Consider the following 21,368-nt stretch of genomic DNA (forward strand, 5'->3'; position numbering starts at 1 on the left):
GCGGCTGGAGGCTGATCGCTGGAAGCTGCTTTGAACCGCAAAGGCCCAAAGGGCGCGCAGGGATTCAAGCTACCAGCCATCAGCGGCCAGCCGCCAGTCGATGGTCGGCGTCGACGATAGCGCCACTCCCCATTCGCTGTCAGCGACCGGTTGGCATGCGTTTCCGACCAACACTCGAAGACAGGCGGCCACTGGCGGCTGGAGGCTGATGGCTGGAAGCTCTTCTCTCCTTTGCGTGCTTTGCGGTTTTGCGGTTCAATCTCCTGGCCGCTGGCCGCTGGCCGCTGGCCGCTGGCCGCTGGCCGCTGGCCGCTGGCCGCTGGCCGCTGGCCGCTGGCCGCTGGCCGCTGGCCGCTGGCCGCTTTCCCTTGCGATTGGTTTCTGCCCAGGGGTGGCTGTTGTAAATCGTTATTGACATTGCTTGGTGTCAATATAAGATGACATGCTCAAGATCTCAGAGCGGGTCCATCCGAACGCGCGAGACGTGTGCACGGGTGAGCCGCGCCAGCTGTCGCGGTCGGGGTCATGGCGTCTCCCTTAACGCATGATTGAGGCGGCGACATCATCTCTAACCCCTCAGGAGGCCACTGTGGCTGATCAAAAATCCTTCTCCGCTCCCAAGGGTGGCGCGGGCAAATCGCGCGGCGCGGCCAAGGCGGCCAACAAGCAGCAGGCACCCGCGAAGCAGCAGGCACCCGTGCAGCAGCAGGCAGCGCCGGCTCAGCAGGCTGCACCTGCAGCCGTGCAGGCGAACACGTCCGGGATCACCGAGGCGCAGGCGAAGGAGTTCCACGAACAGTTCAAGGTGACCTACACCGCGTTCGTCGGACTCGCAGCCGTCGTGCACCTGTTCCTCATCGCGACCAAGCCCTGGTTCTGATCCCCCTCCGCAAGGACCAATCAACATGAGCGAAAACACCATGAAGCCGAGCAATCCCCAGGACGACTGGAAGATCTGGATGGTGGTCAACCCCGCGACCTGGCTGATGCCGATCCTCTACGCCGTGCTGGTGATCGCGCTGGCGGTGCACGCCGTCGTGTTCGCGGCCGGCTTCGGTTGGAACTGATCGCGCGCTGAGCCGTGCCTCGCCGCGCGCGGGGTCGCCGCTCCCAACGGCCCTGACGGTCTGCGACCGTCGGGGCCGTTGTCGTTTGGAAGGGCGCTGACAGCTGTCAGCGATCAGCGATCAGCGATCAGAAGATTGAACCGCCAAGACGCGAAGCACGCAAAGGGGTTTGGATATGCAAGCCTCCTGCGCCGACGCGGCTCACCACTGGAGGCTGTCAGCTGGTCGCTGGAAGCTGATTCGAATCGCAAAGACACCAAGGACGCAAAGAAAGCGGCCAGCCATCAGCGGCCAGCCGCCAGTGTCGGTTTGCAGTCAACCCAGGCGGTACGAGACAAGCCCGCGCCGCTCGCTAGAGGTTGACCGCAGGAAGCCCTTCTTCCCTTCGCGTTCTTCGTGACTTTGCGGTTCAACCTTCTGGCGGCTGGCGGCTGGCGGCTGATCGCTGGAAGCTGATTCGAATCGTAAAGACACCAAGGACGCAAAGAAAGCGGCCAGCCATCAGCGGCCAGCCGCCAGTGTCGGTTTGCAGTCAACCCAGGCGGTACGAGACAAGCCCGCGCCGCTCGCTAGAGGTTGACCGCAGGAAGCCCTTCTTCCCTTCGCGCCCTTGGCGGCTTTGCGGTTCAATCTTCTGGCCGCTGGCCCTCCCCGTGTCTCAGGCGCTCGCCCAGAAGGTGTCGAGCGCGGCGATGGTCGCCTCGGGACGCTCCCAGTGCGGCAGGCCGAGGTGCGGGGCCAGGGGCTCGCTGCGCCAGTTGGGGTGGTTGGCGATGAAGCCGGGCAGGGCGGCGAAGTCGATGTAGGGATCGCGGTCGGCGATCACCAGCACCGGCAGGTCGGTGAGCCGGCCGTAGAGACGTTCGCGCGCCTTGCGGGTAAACAGCAGGGTGGAGAGGAAGTGGAGCGGTGCGTGATGGGCGCCGGGTTGGTGCGAGGTGGCGTGGGCGTAGTCGATCAGCGCCTGCGGCGGGGTGGCGGTGAAGGAGCGCCCGAGATAGTGACGGATGCTCGGTCGCGAGGCGACCAGGGCATAGAGCGCGCGCCCGAGCAGCGGCAGGGTGAGCACCCGGCGCAGGATCTGCCCGGTGCGCTCGCTGGGCAGTTCGCGCTCGCTGAAACCGGTCGGCGAGATCAGCGTGAGCGAGGCGACGCGCGCCGGCGCGGTGAGCGCGGCGCGGGCGGCGAACTCGCTGCTCAGCGACAGCGCCAGCAGGTCGGCGGGGGCGCCGACGACCTGTTCGAGGAACTCATGGATCGCGGTGGCGAACAGCTCGGGGGTATAGCTGCGCGCCGAGCGCTCCGAGTGGCCGAAACCGGGCAGTTCCAGGCTGTAGACCGGACGCTTGCCACGATAGTGCTCGAACAGTGGACGGAGTTCGTAGCTGCTGGGCGCGGCGTTGATGCTGTGGATCAGTACCAGCGGGCGTCCCGTTGCGGTGGTGTCGGCGTAGTAGGCGAGCCTGCCGCCGGCAGCCTGCAAGGTGCCGCGCTGGGCGTCGAGTGCGTCGCCCAGTGTTGCGCGTTGCGCGACGTGCTGGACATCCGCTGCGGTGGAGGATTGGGCTGCGTTGCTCATGGGTTGCCTCTCGGGGTGATGTTGGCGATGGCCGGATCCTACCCGATGCGACGCCCGGACGTTTATAGTGCTGCTCGATGTCGACCTCTTGGCAGAGGGGGCGATGATAGCGGGGTCGTCAGAACACGGTGGAGGCAGTCTATGGCGATGCGGATGGTGGCAGGATGGATGCTGCCCCTAGTGACATCCTTGCTGGTGATGCCGGTGCACGGCGAGGACCTGACCGCACTCAGCCTGGAAGAGCTGCTCGATGTCGAGGTGACCTCGGTCGGCAAGAAGTCGCAGGCGCTCGCCGATGCCGCCGCCGCGGTGTTCGTGATCGGTGCCGAGGACATCCGGCGCAGCGGCGCGACGGCGCTGCCCGAGCTGTTGCGGATGGTCCCGGGGCTGCAGGTCAGCCGACTCGACGCCAACAAATGGGCGGTCTCTGCGCGCGGCTTCAACGGTCGCTTCGCCAACAAGCTGCTGGTGTTGATCGACGGTCGCACCCTCTACACGCCGAGCTTCTCCGGTGTCTACTGGGAGCAGCAGAATCCGCTGCTCGAGGATATCGAGCGCATCGAGGTGATCCGCGGTCCGGGCGCGACCCTGTGGGGGGCCAATGCGGTCAACGGCGTGATCAATATCATCACCCGTTCGGCCGAGAATACCTTGGGCGGGCTGGCGAGCCTCGGCGCCGGCTCCGAGCAGCGGGCGATGGCGGCGCTGCGTTATGGCGCCGAGGTCGCGCCCGATACCTTCGCCCGGCTCTATGCCAAGTATCAGGACCATGACGCGCTGATCACCCTCGATGGTGACGGTGGTCGTGACGACTGGGACAGTGGTCAGGGCGGCTTTCGGGTCGATTCGCGGTTCGCCGACGGCAATCGTCTCACCGTTCAGGGCGATCTCTATCGCAGCAACCTGCGCCAGCAGCTCAACGTCCCCGCCCCCGAGGTGCTGCCGGAGCGCTATGTCGCGGTCGACGATCGCCTGCAGGCCAGCGGCGCGAATTTCCTGGCACGCTGGGAGCGGGCGCTGTCGGTCAGCTCGCAGGTGTCGCTGCAGCTCTACTACGACCATGTCGAGCGCGACGAGTACTATGTCTCGCAGCGCCACGACATCCTCGATGTCGAGTTCCAGCACCGGGTGATGCTGGGCGCGCGTCATGACCTGGTCTGGGGGCTCGGTTATCGGCATGTCGCCGACGACTTCAGTGGCGGCGTGCTGGTCGATCTCGACCCGGACGCCGAATCACGCGAACTCTGGAACGGTTTCCTCCAGGACGAGATCGATCTGGTGCCCGGGCGCTTGCACCTGACCCTGGGAAGCAAGTTCGAGCACAACGACTACACCGGGTTCGAGCTGCAACCCAACATCCGGCTGCTGTGGCACGCCACGGATCGCTCCTCGGTGTGGGGTTCGGTCTCGCGTGCGGTGCGCACGCCGTCGCGCGCCGAGCGCAGCGCCGAGGTCTGGGCCCGGGTGATCGAGTCCGGGTTGCCGGGATCCTGGCCGCAGTCGCTGGTGTTCGCCACCGCCGGCGACGACGACTTCGTCTCCGAGTCGCTGATCGCCTATGAACTGGGTTGGCGGCTGGCCCCATCGTCGCGGTTGAACCTGGACCTCACGCTGTTCTACAACGACTACGACGACCTGCGCTCCTCGGGCGACGCCGTGTTGCAGACCGGTGCCGATGGCGATGCGCTCTACTTCAGCCTGCCCTTCGACAACCAGGCCAGCGGGTCTGGTTATGGCGTCGAGCTCGCCGCCGAGTGGCAGTTGCGCGAGTGGTGGCGGCTGGCGCTGGCCTATGGCTATCTCGAGGTCGAACTCGAGGTGCCGGAGTCCAGTCTCGATCGCAGCAACGAGACCCTGGCGCGTGCCGATCCGCGCCAGCAGTTCTCGCTGCGCTCGTTGATGAACCCGCGCGAGGATGTCGACCTCGATCTGTGGCTGCGCTATGTCGATTCGAGTTACCCGCCGTTCGACATCGGTCGGTTCAGCGACAGCCGCATCCCCGCCTACTGGGAGCTGGATGTCCGCTTGGCCTGGCGCCCGCGCGCGGGCTTGGAGCTTGCCCTGGTGGGACAGAATCTGCTGAGTCCCGCGCATCCGGAAGGCTACCCGGAGGCCTTCGCAGCCTTGCCGCTGGAGGTCCAGCGCGGCGTCTATGCCTCGGTTCGTCTCGAGTTCTGAGCGCTCCTCTCGGCGCGCGGTTCGGCGCATGCGGCGTCGTTGCGGGGCACTGATGGTCTCGATGCTGCTCTATGGCTCTGCGGTGTGCGCCGGCGTCGAGGAAGGCGAGTTGATGGCCGCCTATCTCTACAACTTCTCCAAGTTCATCCATTGGCCACCCCGCGCCGAGTCCCTGCATCTGTGCGTCTATGGACGCAGTGAGTCGGCTCAGGCGCTGGAGGCGCTGAACGGGAAGCAGGTCCAGGGACGGTCGATGACGGTGGTGCGCCGCTCGCGTGGCGAGTCGCTCGAGAGTTGCCACATCGTCTATGTCGCCGACTCCGAGCGTCCCTTTCTTGCCGCAGTGCTGAGATCGCTTGCCGGACGGCCGGTGCTCACGGTGAGCGAGATCCCCGAGTTCGTCGCCGCCGGCGGCATGGTGCGCTTCGTGCGCGTCGAGCGCAGGCTGCGCTTCGAGATCAATGCCGCCAGTGCGCGGGCCGCAGGACTCGGGATCAGTTCACAGCTGCTGAAACTGGCCGTCGACGTGGTGAGGGACTGAGATGAGACAGTGGCTGGAACGGCTCTCGATCCGCTACAAGCTGATGCTGCTGATGCTGGTGGTGGCGCTTGCGGTGTTGCTGCTCTCCGGGGCGAGTCACGGACTCAACCAGCGCCAGGTGCTGCAGCGCAGCGCCATCGACGAGCTCAATGCCCTGGGCGACATGCTCGCCTACAACGTCGCCGCGGCACTGACCTTCGATGATCCCGAGGCCGCGGCCCGGACCCTGGCCGCGCTCGCCGATCGCCCGCAGCTGCTCGGGGCCTATGTCTACGACCTCGACGGCGGGCTGTTCGCGCGCTACCCGCCGAGTGCCGAGCCCTTGCCGCCGGACGAGTACGGCCCCGGCGGCAAGGGACACCCGGGGATCGGCATCGAGCCCGATCATCTGCACGTGGTGCGCGCCATCGTCATCGACGACGAGGTCATCGGCCATGTCCATCTGCTCGACACCCCCGCGCGGGTACGTGCGGCGCTCAACCGCTCGCTGGCGATCAGCGCGCTCACCCTGATCGCGGCGGTGGTCGCCGCGCTGCTGCTGGCGCACTGGCTGCAACGACTGGTCTCGGCGCCGATCCTCTCGCTGACCCGGGCGATGGAGCGGGTCTCGAGCGCGCGTGACTACGGCGTGCGGGTGAGCGAGTCGCGTGGCGACGAACTCGGTTCGCTGGTCCACGGCTTCAACGACATGCTCGACCAGATCCAGCAGCGCGATCTCAGGCTCGAGAGCTATCGGGAGGATCTCGAGCGTCAGGTGCATGCGCGTACCCGCGAACTCGAGCATACCGTGGCCGCGCTGGCCGAAGCGCGCGATCGTGCCGAGGCGGCGAGCCGGGCCAAGAGCGACTTCCTCGCCACCATGAGCCACGAGATCCGGACCCCGATGAACGCCGTGCTCGGCATGGCCGAGCTGCTGCGCAAGAGCGGTTTGAATGCCCGTCAGATCCGCTTCGCCGAGACCATCCAGCGCTCGGGCGAGGCGTTGCTCGAGATCATCAACGACATCCTCGACTTCTCCAAGATCGAGGCCGGGCGGCTGAGCCTGGAGCGTTACGACTTCGAGCTGCGGGCACTGATCGAGGGCACGGTGCAGCTGTTCGCCGAGTCGGCGAGCATCCAGGGGCTGCGGCTCGAGACCGAGCTGCCCGAGGACCTGCCGGTGCGGGTCAACGGTGATGGTGCGCGGTTGCGTCAGATCCTGATGAACCTGATCGGCAATGCGGTCAAGTTCACCGCCGCCGGCGAGGTCCGGGTACGCGCGCTGACCCGGCAGCGGGCGCATGGTGGACTGATCCTGGTGGTGACCGTCAGCGACACCGGTCCCGGCATCGATCCGACGCAGCAGGAGGACATCTTCGAGGCCTTCGCCCAGGGCGACGGCTCGATCACCCGCGACTACGGCGGCACCGGGCTGGGGCTGGCGATCTGTCGCCAGCTGGCGCGGATGATGGAGGGCGATATCCGGGTCGACAGCGCTCCGGGGCGGGGCGCCGCCTTTACCCTCGAGGCGCGGTTCGACGAGGCCTGCGGTCGAGTCCCTCCCGGTATACTGGAGACCGGCCGGGTCGAGCACGAGCCCGAGCCCGACCCGAACTCGACCCTGCGCGGCCGGGTTCTGCTCGTCGAGGACAATCCGGTCAACCAGGAGATGGCGACGCTGATGCTCGAGGACCTCGGGCTCGAGGTCATCATCGCCGATAACGGAGAGGAGGCGGTCAAGGCGTTTGCCCACGATGCGTTCGACCTGGTGCTGATGGACTGCCACATGCCGGTGATGGATGGGTTCAGCGCCACCGCAGCGATCCGTCGACTCGAAGGCGAGCAGCGGCCTGCTTCATCGGTCCCGATCATTGCGCTCACCGCCAACGTGCAGAAGGGGATCGAGCAGCGTTGCGACGAGGCCGGCATGAACGGTTATCTGAGCAAGCCCTTCTCCCAACGCCAACTTGCCGCGCGCATTGCTCCCTGGGTCGTCGCCAGGTCGCCGGAGGCGGGAGGCGGGGGTGGGGGTGGAGGTGGGGCGCCGCCACTGCTCGATCCGGCGGTACTCGACTCGATCCGGGCATTGCGTCGTGACGGTCGGCCCGATCCGCTCACCAAGGTGATCGGCCTGTATCTCGACAGCGCCCCGAAATTGATGTCGGAGCTGCGCCAGGGGCTGGAGAGTGACGCCGCCGAGCTGGTCCAGCTTGCCGCGCATACCCTCAAGTCGAGTAGCGCCAACCTCGGCGCTCACGGCTTCGCCGCGACCTGTCGCGTCCTCGAACGGCTCGCCCGCGCTGGCGCATTGGATGAGGCAGGCGGTACCCTCGCCGCAGCCGAGGCCCAGTTCCGAGAACTCGTCGCCGCGCTCGAGCGGCTGCAGCGCGACTCCTGAGGATATCTTCCGATGCGTCCACATCTCGCCGTCTCTCCGATCCGCGTGCTGCTCGTCGACGATGACGTCACCTCGCGCTATCTGCTCGCCGAGGCCCTGGAACAGTGCGGCATGGAGGTTGTGGAGGTCGATGGTGGCGCGCAGGCGCTCGCCTGGGTGGCCGCCGAGGGGCTGCCCGAGATCGTGTTGCTCGATGTGATGATGCCGGGCCTCGACGGCTTCGAGACCTGTACGCGGCTGCGTGCGCTTCCCGGGGGGGACTATCTGCCCATCCTGATGATGACCGGTCTCGACGACGAGGGCTCGATCGAGCAGGCCTATCGAGCCGGGGCGACCGATTTTGCGGTCAAGCCGATCATCGCTTCGGTGATGGTGCACCGCATTCGCTACATGGTGCGTGCCGGTGAGGCCACCGAGGCGCTGTTGCTCAGCGAGCGGCGTCTCGCCGCCGCGCAACGGATGGCGCGGATCGGTGACTGGGAGTGGCTCCCCGGTGAGGGACGGATACGCTGGTCGGCACAGGCGCTCGAGATCCTCGATTGCACGCTCGCGAGGGATGTCTGTGGCCTCGAGGCCCTGGTCGAGCGGGTGCCGCTCGATGAGCGCGATGCGGTGATCGACTGGTTCGCGCATCTCGAACGGTGCGATCGCGATGCCGAGCTGCACCACCGGGTGCTGACCAGCGGGGGCGAGGTGCGCCATCTGCGTCAGTTCGTCGAGCCCTCGCATTCCGTGGCGCCTGGCGGCGTCTGCTGCTATGGCGCGGTCCAGGACATCACCGCGCTGCAGGAGGCTCAGGCCAGCATCCATCGGCTCGCCTTCTTCGACACCCTCACCGGACTGCCCAACCGGGTGCTGTTCCAGCAGCGTCTCGAGCAGGTGCTGACGGTGATGCACCGACGCCGCCATGCCTGTGCGCTGGTGTTCCTCGATCTCGACAACTTCAAGCAGATCAACGATACCCTGGGGCACCATCTCGGCGACCTGCTGCTCAAGACCGTCGCCGAGCGCCTGTCTGCGAGCCTGAGCGTCAGCTGGTCGAAGACCTGCGAGGCCGATCCCGATGCGCAGCAGTGTCTGGCGCGCCTCGGTGGCGACGAGTTTGCGCTGCTGTTGCCCGATGTCGGCGGGGTGCGTGGTGCGATCCGGGTGGTGCGTCAGCTGCAGCGCGATCTGAGCGAGCCGCTCGAACTCGACGACACCACCGTGGTGGTGACCCCGAGCATCGGCATCACCCTGTTTCCGCAGGATGCGCAGAACGCGACCGACCTGCTGCGCAACGGCGACCTGGCGATGTATCAGGCCAAGCGCTCCGGCAAGAACACCTATCGGCTGTTCGACGTCAGCATGAACGATGACATGCGCCAGCGGATGCGGATCGAGAACGCCTTGCATCAGGCGCTCGCCAAGGACGAGTTCGCCCTGCACTACCAACCGCAGGTGGATCTGCACCGTGGTGAGATCAGTGGGGTCGAGGCATTGTTGCGTTGGACGCATCCGGAGCTGGGCGCGGTCTCGCCACAGTTCTTCATCCCGGTGGCCGAGGAGAGCGGACTGATCCTGCAGATCGGTGACTGGGTGCTGCGCCAGGCCTGTCTACAGCTGGCGCGCTGGCGTGCCCAGGGGGTGTTCATCCCGCGGGTGGCGGTCAATGTCTCGGCCAACCAGTTCGCGCGTCCCGGCTTTTCCGAGCGTGTCGCCCAGGTGCTGCGCGAGAGTGGACTCGATCCGACCTCGCTGGAGCTTGAGTTGACCGAGACGGTGCTGATGAATCAGCCCCGGGAGACGGTGACCACCCTGCGCGCGCTCAAGACCATCGGGGTGCAGTTGGCCGTCGACGACTTCGGTACCGGCTATTCGAGCCTGAGCTATCTGCGCCGCTTCCCGATCGGCCGGCTGAAGATCGACAAGTCCTTCCTGGTCGATATCGAGCGTGACCGTGACAATGCCGCCATTGCTCAGGCGGTGATGGCGATGGCCGAGACCATGGGGCTGAAGGTGACTGCGGAAGGGGTGGAGCGTCACTCGCAGCTCGAACTGCTGCGCGCGCATCATTGCGACGAGGTGCAGGGGTTCCTGTTCAGTCGTCCGGTTGCGCCGGCGACGATCCCCGAGATCTGCCAGGCGATCCGCATCATGGCCGCAACGGCAAGCGAGGAGCTGGAGTAGGGGAGAGGGAGTTGGCGCGCCCGGCAGGATTCGAACCTGCGACCCCAGCCTTCGGAGGGCTGTACTCTATCCAACTGAGCTACGAGCGCGTGGGAGACACGATAGACGCAGAGGCTCTATCGAGAGAGCGATTATGACGAATCTGCCCGCGTTCGTCAAAGGGCGCCGCCGGCGACCAGTCACCAGCTATCAGCCGCCAGCCGCCAGCGGGCGCGATCACCCGACGGCGGTGTGGACCCGCGCCGTCTGTGGCCTCACGCCGACATCACACATCATTCACTTTGCGTGCTTCGCGGCTTTGCGGTTCACGACCAGCCACCGCCCGTCGCCCACGCAACCCTGACGGTCCCATACCACCGCCCGCTGCCCGCACCCACTGACGGCTGGCGGCTGGCGGCTGGGGCGCGCTAGGACCCGAGCATCTCCTTGAGCATGTCGAGATGGCTGCGGCCGCGCGCCTTGCTGCGTTCGGGGTCGGCCTTGGGGCCGCCCTCCCAGATCAGGTCGTCCTCGGGCAGTTCGGCGAGGAAGCGGCTGGGTTCGCTGCGCACCCACTCGCCGTAGCGCCGGCGGCGGCGCGCCAGGGTGAAGGTGAGGCCGCGCTGGGCGCGGGTGATGCCGACATAGGCCAGACGGCGCTCCTCCTCGATGGTGTCCTCCTCGATGCTGGTGCGGTGCGGCAGCAGCTCCTCCTCCATGCCGACCAGGAAGACGTGAGGGAACTCCAGCCCCTTGGCCGCGTGCAGGGTCATCAGTGAGACCCGGTCGCCGCCTTCCTCCTCGTCCTGGCGTTCGAGCACGTCGAGCAGGGCGAGGTGGGCGACCAGGTCGCCCAGTCCGCGTCTGCGTTCGGTGTCGCGGTGCAGGGTACCGAGCCATTTCAGCAGGTCCTCGACGTTCTCGTAGCGGCGCTCGGCGACCTGCTGGCTGGAGGCGTTCTCGCGCAACCAGGTGGGATAGTCGATACGCTCGACCAGGGTGCGCAGCGCCGTCGGCGGGTCGCCGGCGGCGGCGCGCGCCTGCTCGCGGATCAGCGCGGTGAAGGCGCCGAGCCGGTCGCGCTGGCGCGGGTTGAGGTGTTCGGCCAGGGCCGGGTCGGCGCAAGCGGCGAACAGGCTGGTGCCCTCGGCGCGGGCGTGGGCGGCGAGGCGCTCCAGGGTGCTCGGGCCGATCTCGCGGCGCGGGGTGTTGACCACGCGCAGCAGCGCGGCGTCGTCCTCGGGGTTGGCGAGCAGGCGCAGATAGGCCATCACGTCCTTGACCTCGGTGCGGGCGAAGAAGGAGGTGCCGCCGCTGAGGAAGTAGGGGATGTCGTGGACCCTGAGCGCCTGCTCGAACAGCCGCGCCTGATGATTGCCGCGATAGAGGATGGCGATGTCGCCGAAGGCGACGCGCTCGGCGTGGTGGAGATGGAGGATCTCGGCGGTGACCCGCTCGGCCTCGTCGCGCTCGTCGCGACAGCGCAGTACGCGCGCCGGCTCGCCGGGACCGAGTTCGCTCCACAGCCGCTTCTCGAACACATGCGGATTGTTGGCGATGAGGGTGTTGGCGAGCCCGAGGATACGGGCGCTGGAGCGGTAGTTCTGCTCGAGCATGATGATCTCGAGCCGCGGGTAGTCCTCGCGCAGCCGCGCCAGGTTCTCCGGGCGGGCGCCGCGCCAGGCATAGATCGACTGGTCGTCGTCGCCGACCACGGTGAAGGCGCCCTCGGGGCCGGCGAGCAGCCGCACCAGCTCGTACTGGGCGCCGTTGGTGTCCTGGTACTCGTCGACCAGCAGATAGCGGATGCGCGCGCGCCAGGCCTCGCGCACCGGCTGGCACTCGGTGAGCAGCCGCGCCGGGGCGAGGATCAGGTCGTCGAAGTCGACCGCGTTGTAGGCGCGCAGGCTGCGCTCGTAGTCGGCGTAGAGTCCGGCGAGCTCGGCCTCGAAGGCGTCCTCGGCGCGGCTCAGTGCCTCGGCCGGGCCGATGGTGTCGTTCTTCCACCGCGAGATGCGCTGCTGCAGCGCGCCCGGGGCAATGCTGTCGGGCGCGCGCGATTGGCGCAGGTGCTCCTTGAGCACCGATTCGACGTCCTGGGCGTCGAGCAGCGAGAAGCCGGGGCGCAGCCCGGCCGGCTCGGGATCGCGACGCAGGATCTCGAGTCCGAGGGTGTGGAAGGTCGAGATCGCCAGGCCGCGGGTGTCGGTGCCCTGGAGCTGCTGGCCGATGCGCGCGCGCATCTCGCGCGCGGCCTTGTTGGTGAAGGTGACGGCGCGGATGTGGCGCGGCTTGAGGCCGCCGTGGTCGATCAGATGGGCGATCTTGCGGGTGATCACCCGGGTCTTGCCGGAGCCGGCGCCGGCGAGCACCAGCAGGGGGCCGTCGGTATAGCGCACGGCCTGACGCTGTCGGGGGTTGAGTCCGCTCATGGGGTGGGGCGTGCCGGGTTGGTCAACGCATCATTATGCCCCAGGGCCCCGGCGCGATGGGGCGCGGGTGACAAGCGAAGGGGCTTGGGCGATGATTGGGCGCGTCATCACCGCGTCAGGAGCCGAGCGGGGCGAGTCCTCGTGCCATGATCATCGTCCGCCGTATCCGGCGCCCGCCGATGCGTCACCATCCGAGCGCCGCGCTCGCCACCGGGTGCCGGCGTCGGCGCCGCGCCCGGCGGCTCGTTGCGCGTCCCGGCCTGACCTCCCCGATCCGTCCGTGTCATGCATCCAGGTCGACCGCGATCGGCGCGGACCGGATGCCCTCATCCCGTCTGCCCGAGGCCTCATGGAACTGTTACTGCTGACCGCCCTGATCCTGCTCAACGGCGTCTTCGCCATGTCCGAGATCGCGCTGGTGACGGCGCGGCGCGCGCGCCTCGCGCGCCTCGCCGGGGATGGCGACCGCGCCGCCCAGGTCGCCATCGAGATCGGTGAGGATCCGACCCGTTTCCTCTCGACCATTCAGATCGGCATCACCTCGATCGGTATCCTCAACGGCATCGTCGGCGAGGCGGCGCTGGCCGAGCCGCTCGCCGTCTGGCTGCAGACGCTCGGGGTCGAGCAGGCGAGCAGCGAGGTCGGCGCCACCGTGCTGGTGGTGATGGTGATCACCTATGTCTCGATCGTGATCGGCGAGCTGGTGCCCAAGCGCATCGGTCAGCTCGACCCCGAGGGCATCGCGCGACTGGTGGCGCGACCGATGAACCTGTTGGCCAGCGCCTCGCGTCCGTTCGTGTTCATGCTCTCGCGCTCGACCGCGCTGACCCTGCGTCTGCTCGGCCAGCGCGAGTTGGTCTCGCCGACGGTGACCGAGGACGAGATCCAGGCGCTGCTCGAGGAGGGCTCGCAGGCGGGCATCATCGAGAAGGTCGAGCACGAGATGGTGCGCAACGTCTTCCGCCTCGACGATCGGCCGATCAGCTCGCTGATGACCCCGCGCTCGGAGCTGGTGTGGCTCGATCTGGAGCGCCCGCTCGATGAGAACCTGGCGCGCGTGGCACAGGCCGGGCACTCGCGTTTCCCGGTCTGTCGTGGCGGCTTCGGTGACGTGCTCGGGGTGATCGGCGCCAGACAGCTGTTCGTCCAGCAGCTTGCAGGAGGCGCGATCGACCTCACCCGCGACCTGCAGGAGCCGCTCTACGTCCCCGAGTCTCTCAATGCCATGGAGCTGCTCGGTCAGTTCCGCGACTGCGGTACTCATCTCGCCTTCGTGGTCGACGAATACGGCGAGGTGCAGGGCATGGTGACCCTGCATGATCTGCTCGAGTCGGTCGCCGGGGAGTTCCATGCGCTCGGTGACGAGGACGATGCCTGGGCGGTGGAGCGCGAGGACGGCTCCTGGCTGCTCGATGGTCTGATCCCGGTGGTCGAGCTCAAGGATCGTCTGGGGTTGCGCACCGTGCCCGAGGAGGAGCGCGGGCGCTATCACACCCTCTCGGGGATGATGATGTGGCTGCTCGGTCGCCTGCCGGCGACCGGTGACGTCGCCCACTGGGAGGACTGGCGCCTGGAGGTCGTCGACCTCGACGGCAAGCGCATCGACAAGGTGCTGGCCAGCGCCTGCCCGGCCGCGTCCGAGACCTCGCCCGATGAGGCCGCTCCGGTGAACGGGGAGACGGGCGGCGATGACACGAAGACGGATTGAGCCAACAGTGGGCAGCGACCAGCGACCAGCGACCAGCGACCAGCGGTCAGTCGCCAGCTGCCAGCGACCAGTCGTCAGTCGTCAGTCGTCAGTCGTCAGCGACCAGCGGTCAGCCGCCAGCCACCGGCGGCCAGCTGGCAGTGACCAGCGGGGCGGGTCTCTGCCGCGACCGTTGAGTGGGCCACCCGCTGGAGGCTGACGGCTGGAGGCTGACGGCTGCTGGTTAGCCGCCGATCGCGCACGCGGTGGGCGTTTCGTAATACCATTGGGGCTTCGTATACGCCGAGGAGAAGGGTGACGACGTGAAGAGGTTGCTCGCGATCATCGTCCTGGCCGTGATGGCCGGGACGCTCCATGCCCAGGAGCCGGATGCGTCCGGTGGTGGTTTCCTGGAGGTGCCGACCGTCGTCCCCTCGCCGGTCACCGGCGAGGCCGTCGAACCCGACATCACCATCCGCGAGGACGGCGATGCCGTGGTCTACGAGTACCGGGTGCGCGGCGCCCTGTACATGGTCAAGGTCCAGCCCCAGGTGGGACCGCCCTACTATCTGTTCGATACCGATGGTGACGGGGTGATGGACGCGCAGGACAGCTCGCCCGACAACCTCGCCGTCCCCCAGTGGGTACTGTTCCGCTGGGATTGAGCGGCTGAGCCCCGGCCCCTGGATGTGGCCGGGGCTCCGTGCTGACCGGACGCCTCGCTTCGTCTTCGTCTCATCCCCGCCCCTGGTGTCGTCCTGACCCCGGGGGGTTCGATCGTCCTGTAACGCATGGACGCGAGCGCGCGACGGGCTCGTGTCTCCGAAACCGAAAAACCGACAGATGAACAATCACTCTGCAACCCGTGCGGCGCGTCTGCTCGCCCTCGCCGATCGGGTCGAGCGCACGATCCGGCGCATCGGCGAACTGGTCGCCTGGCTGGCGCTGGCGATGGTGCTGGTCACCTTCACCGTGGTGGTGCTGCGCTATGTCTTCGATCTCGGCTGGATCGCGCTCCAGGAGTCGGTGACCTATCTCCACGGGCTGATGTTCATGCTCGCCATCGCCTACACCTTCGGCGCCAACGGTCATGTGCGGGTCGATATCCTCTACCAGCGCTGGTCGCGGCGCACCCGCGCCTGGATCGACCTCGGCGGCACCCTGCTGCTGTTGCTGCCGGTGTGCGGCTTCATCCTCTGGCTCGGCTGGGACTACGTGGCCGAGTCGTGGCGGGTGCGCGAGGCCTCGCGCGAGGCCGGCGGACTGCCCGGGGTCTATCTGCTCAAGACACTGATCCTGGTGATGCCGGCGTTGCTGCTGGCCCAGGGGTTGAGCTATGCGCTGCGCAACGCGCTCTATCTCGCCGGTGTCGACTCGGCACTGCCCGCCAGCGAGGGGGAGAGCGCCCGTGTCTGAGCTGATGCCGTTGTTTCTGTTCATCGGGGTGGTGGCGGTGCTGCTGCTCGGCTATCCGGTGGCGCTGTCGCTCGGCGGCACCGCGCTCGCCTTTGCGCTCGCCGGCGAGGCGCTCGGCTGGTTCGACCCGAGCTTCCTCGAAGCGCTGCCCAACCGGCTCTACGGGGTGATCACCAACGAGACCCTGATCGCGGTGCCGCTGTTCGTGTTCATGGGGGTGATGCTCGAACGCTCGCGCATCGCCGAGAACCTGCTCGATACCATGGCAATGCTATTCGGCTCGGTGCGCGGTGGTCTGGGGATCTCGGTGACCCTGGTCGGCATGCTGCTGGCGGCGAGCACCGGCATCGTCGGGGCGACCGTGGTCACCATGGGGCTGCTGTCGCTGCCGGTGATGCTGAGGCGCAACTACGACCCGGCGGTGGCCGCCGGCACCATCTGCGCCTCCGGCACCCTGGGGCAGATCATCCCGCCCTCGATCGTGCTGGTGCTGCTCGGCGACGTGCTCTCCTCGGCCTATCAGCAGGCGCAGCTGGAGATGGGGGTGTGGTCGCCCGACACCGTCTCGGTGGGCGATCTGTTCGTCGGCGCGCTGGTGCCGGGGCTGCTGCTGGTCGGGTTCTACCTGCTCTATCAGGTGGGGCTGGCGGTCATGCGTCCGCAGGCGGTGCCGGCGATCCCCGCCGACGAGCGTCCCGCCGATCGTGGCGAATTGGCCCGGCGCGTGGTCTCCGTCTTGCTGCCGCCGTTGCTGCTGGTGGTGGCGGTGCTCGGCTCGATCCTTGGTGGCCTGGCGACGCCGACCGAGGCCGCCTCGGTCGGCGCCGTTGGCGCCATCGGGCTCGCCGCGGCGCGCCGTCAGCTGTCGGTGGCAATCCTGCGCGAGGTGGTGCGCCAGACCGCGACGGTCACCAGCATGGTGTTCCTGATTTTCATCGGCGCGGCGATCTTCTCACTGGTGTTCCGCGGTTTCCACGGCGACGATCTGGTCACCGAGTTTCTCACCGGGCTGCCCGGCGGCGTGGTCGGCGCCGTGGCGGTGGTGATGCTGGTGATGTTCCTGCTCGGCTTCATTCTCGACTTCATCGAGATCACCTTCGTGGTGGTGCCGATCGTCGGTCCGGTGCTGCTGGCGATGGGGCTCGACCCGGTGTGGCTGGGGGTGATGATCGCGCTCAATCTGCAGACCTCCTTCCTCACCCCGCCGTTCGGCTTCTCGCTGTTCTATCTGCGCGGCGTGGCGCCGCCCGGCGTGGGCACGGCGCAGATCTATCGCGGGGTGCTGCCCTACATCCTGATCCAGCTGGCGATGCTGGCGATGCTGGCGTTGTGGCCGGCGCTGGCGACCTGGCTGCCGGCGCTGATCTACGGCTGAGGCCGATCCCGGGCACCCTGACCATTCAGCCCCGCGAGGGCTGAACAGGGTGGGGTCGGAGCAGGGAGGGGTGGTGAAGGGGCTCAGTAACTGCTGACGTGCAGTCGAGCGGTGGCGGCGGACGCCTGGGCGGGGAACTTGGCGGCGGGGCGACGCGGCAGATCCTGGTAGAGGGCGTTGTGTTCGTCGCGGAACATCACCCCGACCCCGCCGCCATGGTGATGGACCACGATCGCCGGTATCAGCCAGTGACGACCGAGCGCCTGGAACTCCAGCTCGATCAGGGTGCCGGTGGGCAGGGTGACGTTGCGGACATCCAGGAACATGCCCTGGCTGGACAGGTTGCGCGCGGTGGCGCTGCAGAAGCGGCGCTTGCGGTAGAGGATCTGGACCTGCAGATCGATCGGCAGGCGCGCGCAGTAGCGGCGTTCGACGGACATCGCTGAGCGACTCCATAGGGTTGATGGTCAGGCCATCTTAGTCAGCGATCTTGACGGTGCCGTGACCGGTGAGGTCGGGCGCCGGTTTCAGCTCTCAGCTGCCAGTCGCCAGCTTCCAGCTTCCAGCTTTCAGCCTCCAGTCGGGCGGGCCGGCGCACATGACCGGCGGTTGACGGACAAAGATGCTCTTTCGTGTTCGCGGCTCACAATCTCCTGGCCGCTGGCGGAGCCCAAAAAAAACCCCCGACGGCCCAGGGGGAGAGGGCTGCGGGGGAGTCGCTTCCCCGGCGAGGGCTGCCGGGCACTGGGCCGCTCCCAGGGGGGGAGAAGCGGCCTGTATCGCACACGTCGGTTGTGACCGACTATTTTAGTCGGAGTTCCCCGAGGGTGCGTCTCAGTGCGCGGCCTGCCAGTTCTCGCCCACGCCGATGTCGACCACCAGGGGCACGTGCAGCTCCGCGGCCTGCTCCATGGCGACGCGGATCCGTGCCCCGACCGCCTCGACCGCGTCGGCGGCGACCTCGAACACCAGCTCGTCGTGGACCTGCATGATCATCCGTGCCGGCGGTCGTTCGCGCTCGATCCAGTCGTCGAGGGTGATCATCGCGCGCTTGATGATGTCGGCGGCGCTGCCCTGCATCGGTGCGTTGATGGCGGTGCGCTCGGCCGCGGCGCGGCGGTTCTGATTGCGGCTGGCGATCTCGGGGAGGTGCAGGCGGCGACCGAACAGGGTCTCGACATGACCGTCCTCGTGCGCCTGGGCGCGGATGCGCTCCATGAAGGCATGCACCCCGGGGTAGCGCTCGAAATAGCGATCGACATAGTCCTGGGCGGCGGCGCGGCCGATGCCGAGCTGGCGCGCCAGGCCGAAGGCCGACATGCCGTAGATCAGCCCGAAGTTGACCGCCTTGGCCGAGCGGCGCTGCTCGGCGTCGACCGCCTCGGGGGCGATGCCGAGGATCTCGGCGGCGGTGGCGCGATGGATGTCCTGGCCGCTGGCGAAGGCGGCGAGCAGACGCTCGTCGCCGGAGAGATGGGCCATGATGCGCAGCTCGATCTGCGAGTAGTCGGCGGCGATCAGCAGGTTGCCGGGCTCGGCGACGAAGGCGCGGCGGATGCGCCGTCCCTCCTCGGTGCGGATCGGGATGTTCTGCAGGTTGGGGTCGCTCGAGGACAGCCGACCGGTGGCCGCGACCGCCTGATGATAGGAGGTGTGCAACCGCCCGCTGTCGGGGTCGACCAACTGCGGCAGCTTGTCGGTGTAGGTCGAGCGCAGCTTGGCCAGACCGCGGTGTTCGAGGATCAGCCGCGGCAGCTCGTGGCCCTCGGCGGCGAGCTGTTCGAGCACCGACTCCGAGGTCGAAGGGGCGCCCTTGGGGGTCTTGGCCACCACCGGCAGCCCCAGCTCGTCGAACAGGATGGCGCCGATCTGCTTCGGCGAGCCCATGTTGAAGGGCCGCCCGGCGACCTCGTGGGCCTGGGTCTCGAGCGCCTGGATGCGCGCGGCGAGGTCCTGGCTGTGCGCGGCGAGCTGCTCGCAGTCGATGCGCACGCCGTGGCGCTCCATGCGCGAGAGGATCGGCACCAGCGGGATCTCCAGGTCGCGATAGAGGGCCGCCAGTCCAGCCTCGCTCTCCAGCCGGGGCCACAGGTGTCGGTGCAGGCGCAGCGTCACCTCGGCGTCCTCGGCGGCATAGGGGCCGGCCTGTTCGAGTGGGATCTGGTCGAAGGTGAGCTGCTTGACGCCCTTGCCGGCGATGTCCTCGAAGGCGATGGTGTCACAGTCGAGATAGCGCTTGGCCAGCGAGTCCATGTCGTGTCGCCCGGCGGTGCTGTCGAGCACATAGCTCTCGAGCATGGTGTCGTGGGCGATGCCGCGCAGGGTGATGCCGTGACGCGCCAGCACGCTCATGTCGTACTTGAGGTTCTGTCCGACCTTGGCGCGTTCGGGGTCCTCGAGCAGGGGCTTGAGTTCGCCGAGCACCCAGTCGCGGTCGAGCTGCTCCGGGGTGCCGGGGCAGGTGTGGGCGAGCGGGACATAGGCCGCGGCGCCGGGCTCGGTGGCGAAGGAGACGCCGACGATCTCGGCGCGCATGTAATCGAGCGCGGTGGTCTCGGTGTCGAAGGCGAACAGCGGCGCGGCGCGCAGCCGCTCGACCCAGTCGAGGAACCCGTCGCGATCGAGCACCACCTGGTAGTCCGCCGCCGCGCCCTGTGGGGCCTCCGGCGCGGTCGGCGCCGGGGCTGTCGGGTCGAGGCGGTCGAGATCGGCGAGCAGCTTGCGCGACTCGATGCGCTCGAACCACTCGCGCAGCCGCTCGCGATCGGGCGTCCCCGGCACCAGTTCGGTGGGACCGAGCGGCAGCGCGACGTCGCACTTGATGGTGGTGAGCTGGCGTGACAGCGGCAGCTGGTCGAGCGCGGCGCGCAGGTTGTCGCCGACCTTGCCCTTGATGGCGGCGGCATTGGCGATCACCCCGTCGAGGTCGCCGTGGGCGGCGAGCCACTTGACCGCGGTCTTGGGTCCACACTTGGGCACCCCGGGCACGTTGTCGACGCTGTCGCCCATCAGGCTCAGGTAGTCGACGATGCGCGCCGGCGGCACGCCGTACTTCTCCTCTACCCCGGCGGCGTCGAGCAGGGCGTCGGTCATGGTGTTGATCAGGTGCACCTGGTCGTCGACGAGCTGCGCCATGTCCTTGTCGCCGGTCGAGATCAGGGTGCGGATGCCGGACTCGGCGGCCTGGGTGGCAAGGGTGCCGATGACGTCGTCGGCCTCCACCCCGGGCACGCACAGCAGCGGCAACCCCATGGTCTCGATGATGGTGTGCAGCGGTGCGATCTGTTCGCGCAGATCCTCGGGCATCGGCGGGCGATGGGCCTTGTAGTCGGCATAGAGGTCGTTGCGGAAGGTCTTGCCGCTGGCGTCGAACACCACCGCGAGATAGTCCGGTCGGTAGGTCTCGATGAGCTTGCGCAGCATGTTGAGCACGCCGATCAGCGCCCCGGTCGGTTCCCCCCGCGAGTTGGTCAGCTTCGGCATGGCGTGATAGGCGCGGAACAGATAGCTCGAACCGTCGACCAGGATCAGGGGGTAGGGTGCTGCCATGGATGGGATCTCTCGCGAGTCAGGGTGGATCGGGGCGAAGACGGTAGCATAGCTCGCGCTTCGGACCGCCGGGAGATTGAACCGCCAAGACACGAAGAGCGCGAAGATGAGGAAAGGCTTCCAGCCGCCAGCCTCCAGTGAGGGGGCAGGGTTGTCTCGTCGCGTCGCGGTTAACCGCATACCGACACTGGAGGCTGTTTGCTGAAGGCTGGTCGCTTTCTTCGTGTCCTTTGGGTCTTTGCGGTTCAATCCCCTGGCGGCCGCCCTCAGTCTCGTAGGTTGGGTTAACCGTCCGTCCACCATGCCATCGACGAATCTGCGGCGTTCGTCGACGGTTAACCCAACATCGGGGCTGGTGGCTATCAGCTGATCGCTGGAAGCTGCTTCGAACCAGCCAAGGCACCAAGGACGCGAAGGGGGGGGCGAGCGATTGGTTAGCCGCCAGGGCGCATCACTGGCCGCTGGCGGCTGATCGCTGGTCGCTGGTCGCTATCGGTCCGATCGCTCGGATCGATGGGTATACCTAGTAGGTGTGGGTCTATAATGGCCGCGCAGTCAATGCTATGGTGGTGCAGGGATGACCACCAGGGTCGCAGACCTCGGGTCTGTGGCCCATGTCGCGGGGGAAAGCGAGCCGGAATCCTGGTCATGCGCTGCCCCGCATTCGGCTCGTCCAAGCTTGCAATACAGGAGTTGACTCATGAATTTGCCCAAGAACGTTGGCAAGACCGATCGTAATTTCCGCCTCGCCGCCGGCGGCGTGCTGGTGCTCGGCGGTATCGCCAGCGGCAGCTGGATTCCCAGTGCCATCGGTCTGGTGGTGCTCGCGACCGGCTTCCTCGGCACCTGCCTGGCCTACGTGCCCTTCCACATCAACACCTGCAAGGAAGGCGAGGAGTAAGGCGCTCTCGCCCCGGGCCCGGATTCGCCCTGTCGCGTCCGGACTCGGCGGACGGGCGGATGCCCGTCCGGAAGACCCGGCCTGCTGGCCGGACCCGGGCGTCGCTCCAAGGAGCGAC

Annotated in this window: 15 protein-coding genes and 1 tRNA gene; 11 read left to right on the forward strand and 5 right to left on the reverse strand. The window is 67.6% G+C overall.

What is annotated here, in order from left to right; genetic code table 11:
* The first annotated feature begins 742 nt into the window (after nt 1-742).
* Nucleotides 743-880 (forward strand): light-harvesting protein, encoded by a 138-nt coding sequence (locus EDC29_RS17450; protein ID WP_062278067.1) that lies wholly within the window; start codon nt 743-745, stop codon nt 878-880.
* Between the two features lie 25 nt (nt 881-905).
* Nucleotides 906-1,067 (forward strand): light-harvesting antenna LH1, alpha subunit, encoded by a 162-nt coding sequence (gene pufA / locus EDC29_RS04940; protein ID WP_123140879.1) that lies wholly within the window; start codon nt 906-908, stop codon nt 1,065-1,067.
* Nucleotides 1,068-1,725: 658 nt separating this feature from the next.
* On the opposite strand, the gene EDC29_RS04945 is transcribed toward pufA, so the two are convergent.
* On the reverse strand, nt 1,726-2,646 hold the full coding sequence (locus tag EDC29_RS04945) for an alpha/beta fold hydrolase (RefSeq protein WP_132228825.1): 921 nt from the start codon (nt 2,644-2,646) through the stop codon (nt 1,726-1,728).
* A gap of 180 nt (nt 2,647-2,826) precedes the next feature.
* On the opposite strand from EDC29_RS04945, the gene EDC29_RS04950 reads away from it, so the two are divergent.
* Genes EDC29_RS04950 through EDC29_RS04965 form a run of 4 tightly spaced genes read left to right on the forward strand, consistent with a single transcriptional unit; the run spans nt 2,827 to nt 9,911 of the window.
* On the forward strand, nt 2,827-4,824 hold the full coding sequence (locus EDC29_RS04950; protein ID WP_243695630.1) for a TOL_0244 family TonB-dependent receptor: 1,998 nt from the start codon (nt 2,827-2,829) through the stop codon (nt 4,822-4,824).
* A gap of 28 nt (nt 4,825-4,852) precedes the next feature.
* Nucleotides 4,853-5,365 carry a YfiR family protein gene (locus EDC29_RS04955; protein ID WP_123140881.1) on the forward strand — a complete coding sequence of 171 codons (513 nt, stop codon included), beginning with the start codon at nt 4,853-4,855 and terminating at the stop codon, nt 5,363-5,365.
* A 1-nt stretch (nt 5,366) separates the two neighbouring features.
* On the forward strand, nt 5,367-7,742 hold the full coding sequence (locus tag EDC29_RS04960; RefSeq protein WP_123140882.1) for an ATP-binding protein: 2,376 nt from the start codon (nt 5,367-5,369) through the stop codon (nt 7,740-7,742).
* 12 nt (nt 7,743-7,754) lie between these two features.
* Complete coding sequence (locus EDC29_RS04965; protein ID WP_132228829.1) at nt 7,755-9,911, forward strand: putative bifunctional diguanylate cyclase/phosphodiesterase; 2,157 nt, start codon at nt 7,755-7,757, stop codon at nt 9,909-9,911.
* A gap of 12 nt (nt 9,912-9,923) precedes the next feature.
* Here the strand turns inward: EDC29_RS04965 and EDC29_RS04970 are convergent.
* Both EDC29_RS04970 and EDC29_RS04975 read right to left on the reverse strand, forming a co-directional pair.
* Nucleotides 9,924-10,000: transfer RNA gene (locus EDC29_RS04970), tRNA-Arg, on the reverse strand.
* 318 nt (nt 10,001-10,318) lie between these two features.
* Complete coding sequence (locus EDC29_RS04975) at nt 10,319-12,322, reverse strand: UvrD-helicase domain-containing protein (protein WP_123140884.1); 2,004 nt, start codon at nt 12,320-12,322, stop codon at nt 10,319-10,321.
* Nucleotides 12,323-12,671: 349 nt separating this feature from the next.
* Between EDC29_RS04975 and EDC29_RS04980 the strand changes: the two genes are divergently transcribed.
* From EDC29_RS04980 to EDC29_RS05000, 4 genes are all read left to right on the forward strand, one after another.
* Nucleotides 12,672-14,030: a hemolysin family protein gene (locus tag EDC29_RS04980; RefSeq protein WP_123140885.1), complete on the forward strand. Its 1,359-nt coding sequence runs from the start codon at nt 12,672-12,674 to the stop codon at nt 14,028-14,030.
* A 302-nt stretch (nt 14,031-14,332) separates the two neighbouring features.
* Nucleotides 14,333-14,674 carry a DUF2782 domain-containing protein gene (locus EDC29_RS04990; protein WP_123140886.1) on the forward strand — a complete coding sequence of 114 codons (342 nt, stop codon included), beginning with the start codon at nt 14,333-14,335 and terminating at the stop codon, nt 14,672-14,674.
* Between the two features lie 178 nt (nt 14,675-14,852).
* A complete protein-coding gene (locus EDC29_RS04995) occupies nt 14,853-15,425 on the forward strand; it encodes a TRAP transporter small permease subunit (protein WP_123140887.1) in 573 nt (190 codons plus the stop codon).
* The gene (locus EDC29_RS05000) at nt 15,418-16,800 is read left to right on the forward strand and encodes a TRAP transporter large permease (RefSeq protein ID WP_200189257.1); all 1,383 of its coding nucleotides are present in this window, start codon (nt 15,418-15,420) and stop codon (nt 16,798-16,800) included. Before EDC29_RS04995 ends, EDC29_RS05000 begins: the two co-directional genes overlap by 8 nt.
* Before the next feature lie 83 nt (nt 16,801-16,883).
* Here EDC29_RS05000 and EDC29_RS05005 read toward each other — a convergent pair whose 3' ends face one another.
* Both EDC29_RS05005 and polA read right to left on the reverse strand, forming a co-directional pair.
* Nucleotides 16,884-17,240 carry a PilZ domain-containing protein gene (locus tag EDC29_RS05005; RefSeq protein WP_123140889.1) on the reverse strand — a complete coding sequence of 119 codons (357 nt, stop codon included), beginning with the start codon at nt 17,238-17,240 and terminating at the stop codon, nt 16,884-16,886.
* A gap of 394 nt (nt 17,241-17,634) precedes the next feature.
* On the reverse strand, nt 17,635-20,349 hold the full coding sequence (polA, locus tag EDC29_RS05010; protein WP_132228833.1) for a DNA polymerase I: 2,715 nt from the start codon (nt 20,347-20,349) through the stop codon (nt 17,635-17,637).
* Nucleotides 20,350-21,049: 700 nt separating this feature from the next.
* Here polA and EDC29_RS05015 point away from each other — a divergent pair.
* The gene (locus EDC29_RS05015; RefSeq protein ID WP_062276366.1) at nt 21,050-21,250 is read left to right on the forward strand and encodes a YgaP family membrane protein; all 201 of its coding nucleotides are present in this window, start codon (nt 21,050-21,052) and stop codon (nt 21,248-21,250) included.
* Nucleotides 21,251-21,368 lie beyond the last annotated feature (118 nt).

The organism is Marichromatium gracile, from assembly GCF_004343155.1.
In the GTDB taxonomy this organism is placed as follows: domain Bacteria; phylum Pseudomonadota; class Gammaproteobacteria; order Chromatiales; family Chromatiaceae; genus Marichromatium; species Marichromatium gracile.

What these genes read in the sequence shown, in the direction of transcription:
- EDC29_RS04955 (WP_123140881.1), top strand. Translation starts at nt 4,853, where the DNA reads ATGCGGCGTCGTTGCGGGGCACTGATGGTCTCGATGCTGCTCTATGGC.
- EDC29_RS04945 (WP_132228825.1), bottom strand. Translation starts at nt 2,646, where the DNA reads ATGAGCAACGCAGCCCAATCCTCCACCGCAGCGGATGTCCAGCACGTC.
- EDC29_RS05005 (WP_123140889.1), bottom strand. Translation starts at nt 17,240, where the DNA reads ATGTCCGTCGAACGCCGCTACTGCGCGCGCCTGCCGATCGATCTGCAG.
- pufA (WP_123140879.1), top strand. Translation starts at nt 906, where the DNA reads ATGAGCGAAAACACCATGAAGCCGAGCAATCCCCAGGACGACTGGAAG.
- EDC29_RS04975 (WP_123140884.1), bottom strand. Translation starts at nt 12,322, where the DNA reads ATGAGCGGACTCAACCCCCGACAGCGTCAGGCCGTGCGCTATACCGAC.
- EDC29_RS04960 (WP_123140882.1), top strand. Translation starts at nt 5,367, where the DNA reads ATGAGACAGTGGCTGGAACGGCTCTCGATCCGCTACAAGCTGATGCTG.
- polA (WP_132228833.1), bottom strand. Translation starts at nt 20,349, where the DNA reads ATGGCAGCACCCTACCCCCTGATCCTGGTCGACGGTTCGAGCTATCTG.
- EDC29_RS04980 (WP_123140885.1), top strand. Translation starts at nt 12,672, where the DNA reads ATGGAACTGTTACTGCTGACCGCCCTGATCCTGCTCAACGGCGTCTTC.
- EDC29_RS04995 (WP_123140887.1), top strand. Translation starts at nt 14,853, where the DNA reads ATGAACAATCACTCTGCAACCCGTGCGGCGCGTCTGCTCGCCCTCGCC.
- EDC29_RS05015 (WP_062276366.1), top strand. Translation starts at nt 21,050, where the DNA reads ATGAATTTGCCCAAGAACGTTGGCAAGACCGATCGTAATTTCCGCCTC.
- EDC29_RS04965 (WP_132228829.1), top strand. Translation starts at nt 7,755, where the DNA reads ATGCGTCCACATCTCGCCGTCTCTCCGATCCGCGTGCTGCTCGTCGAC.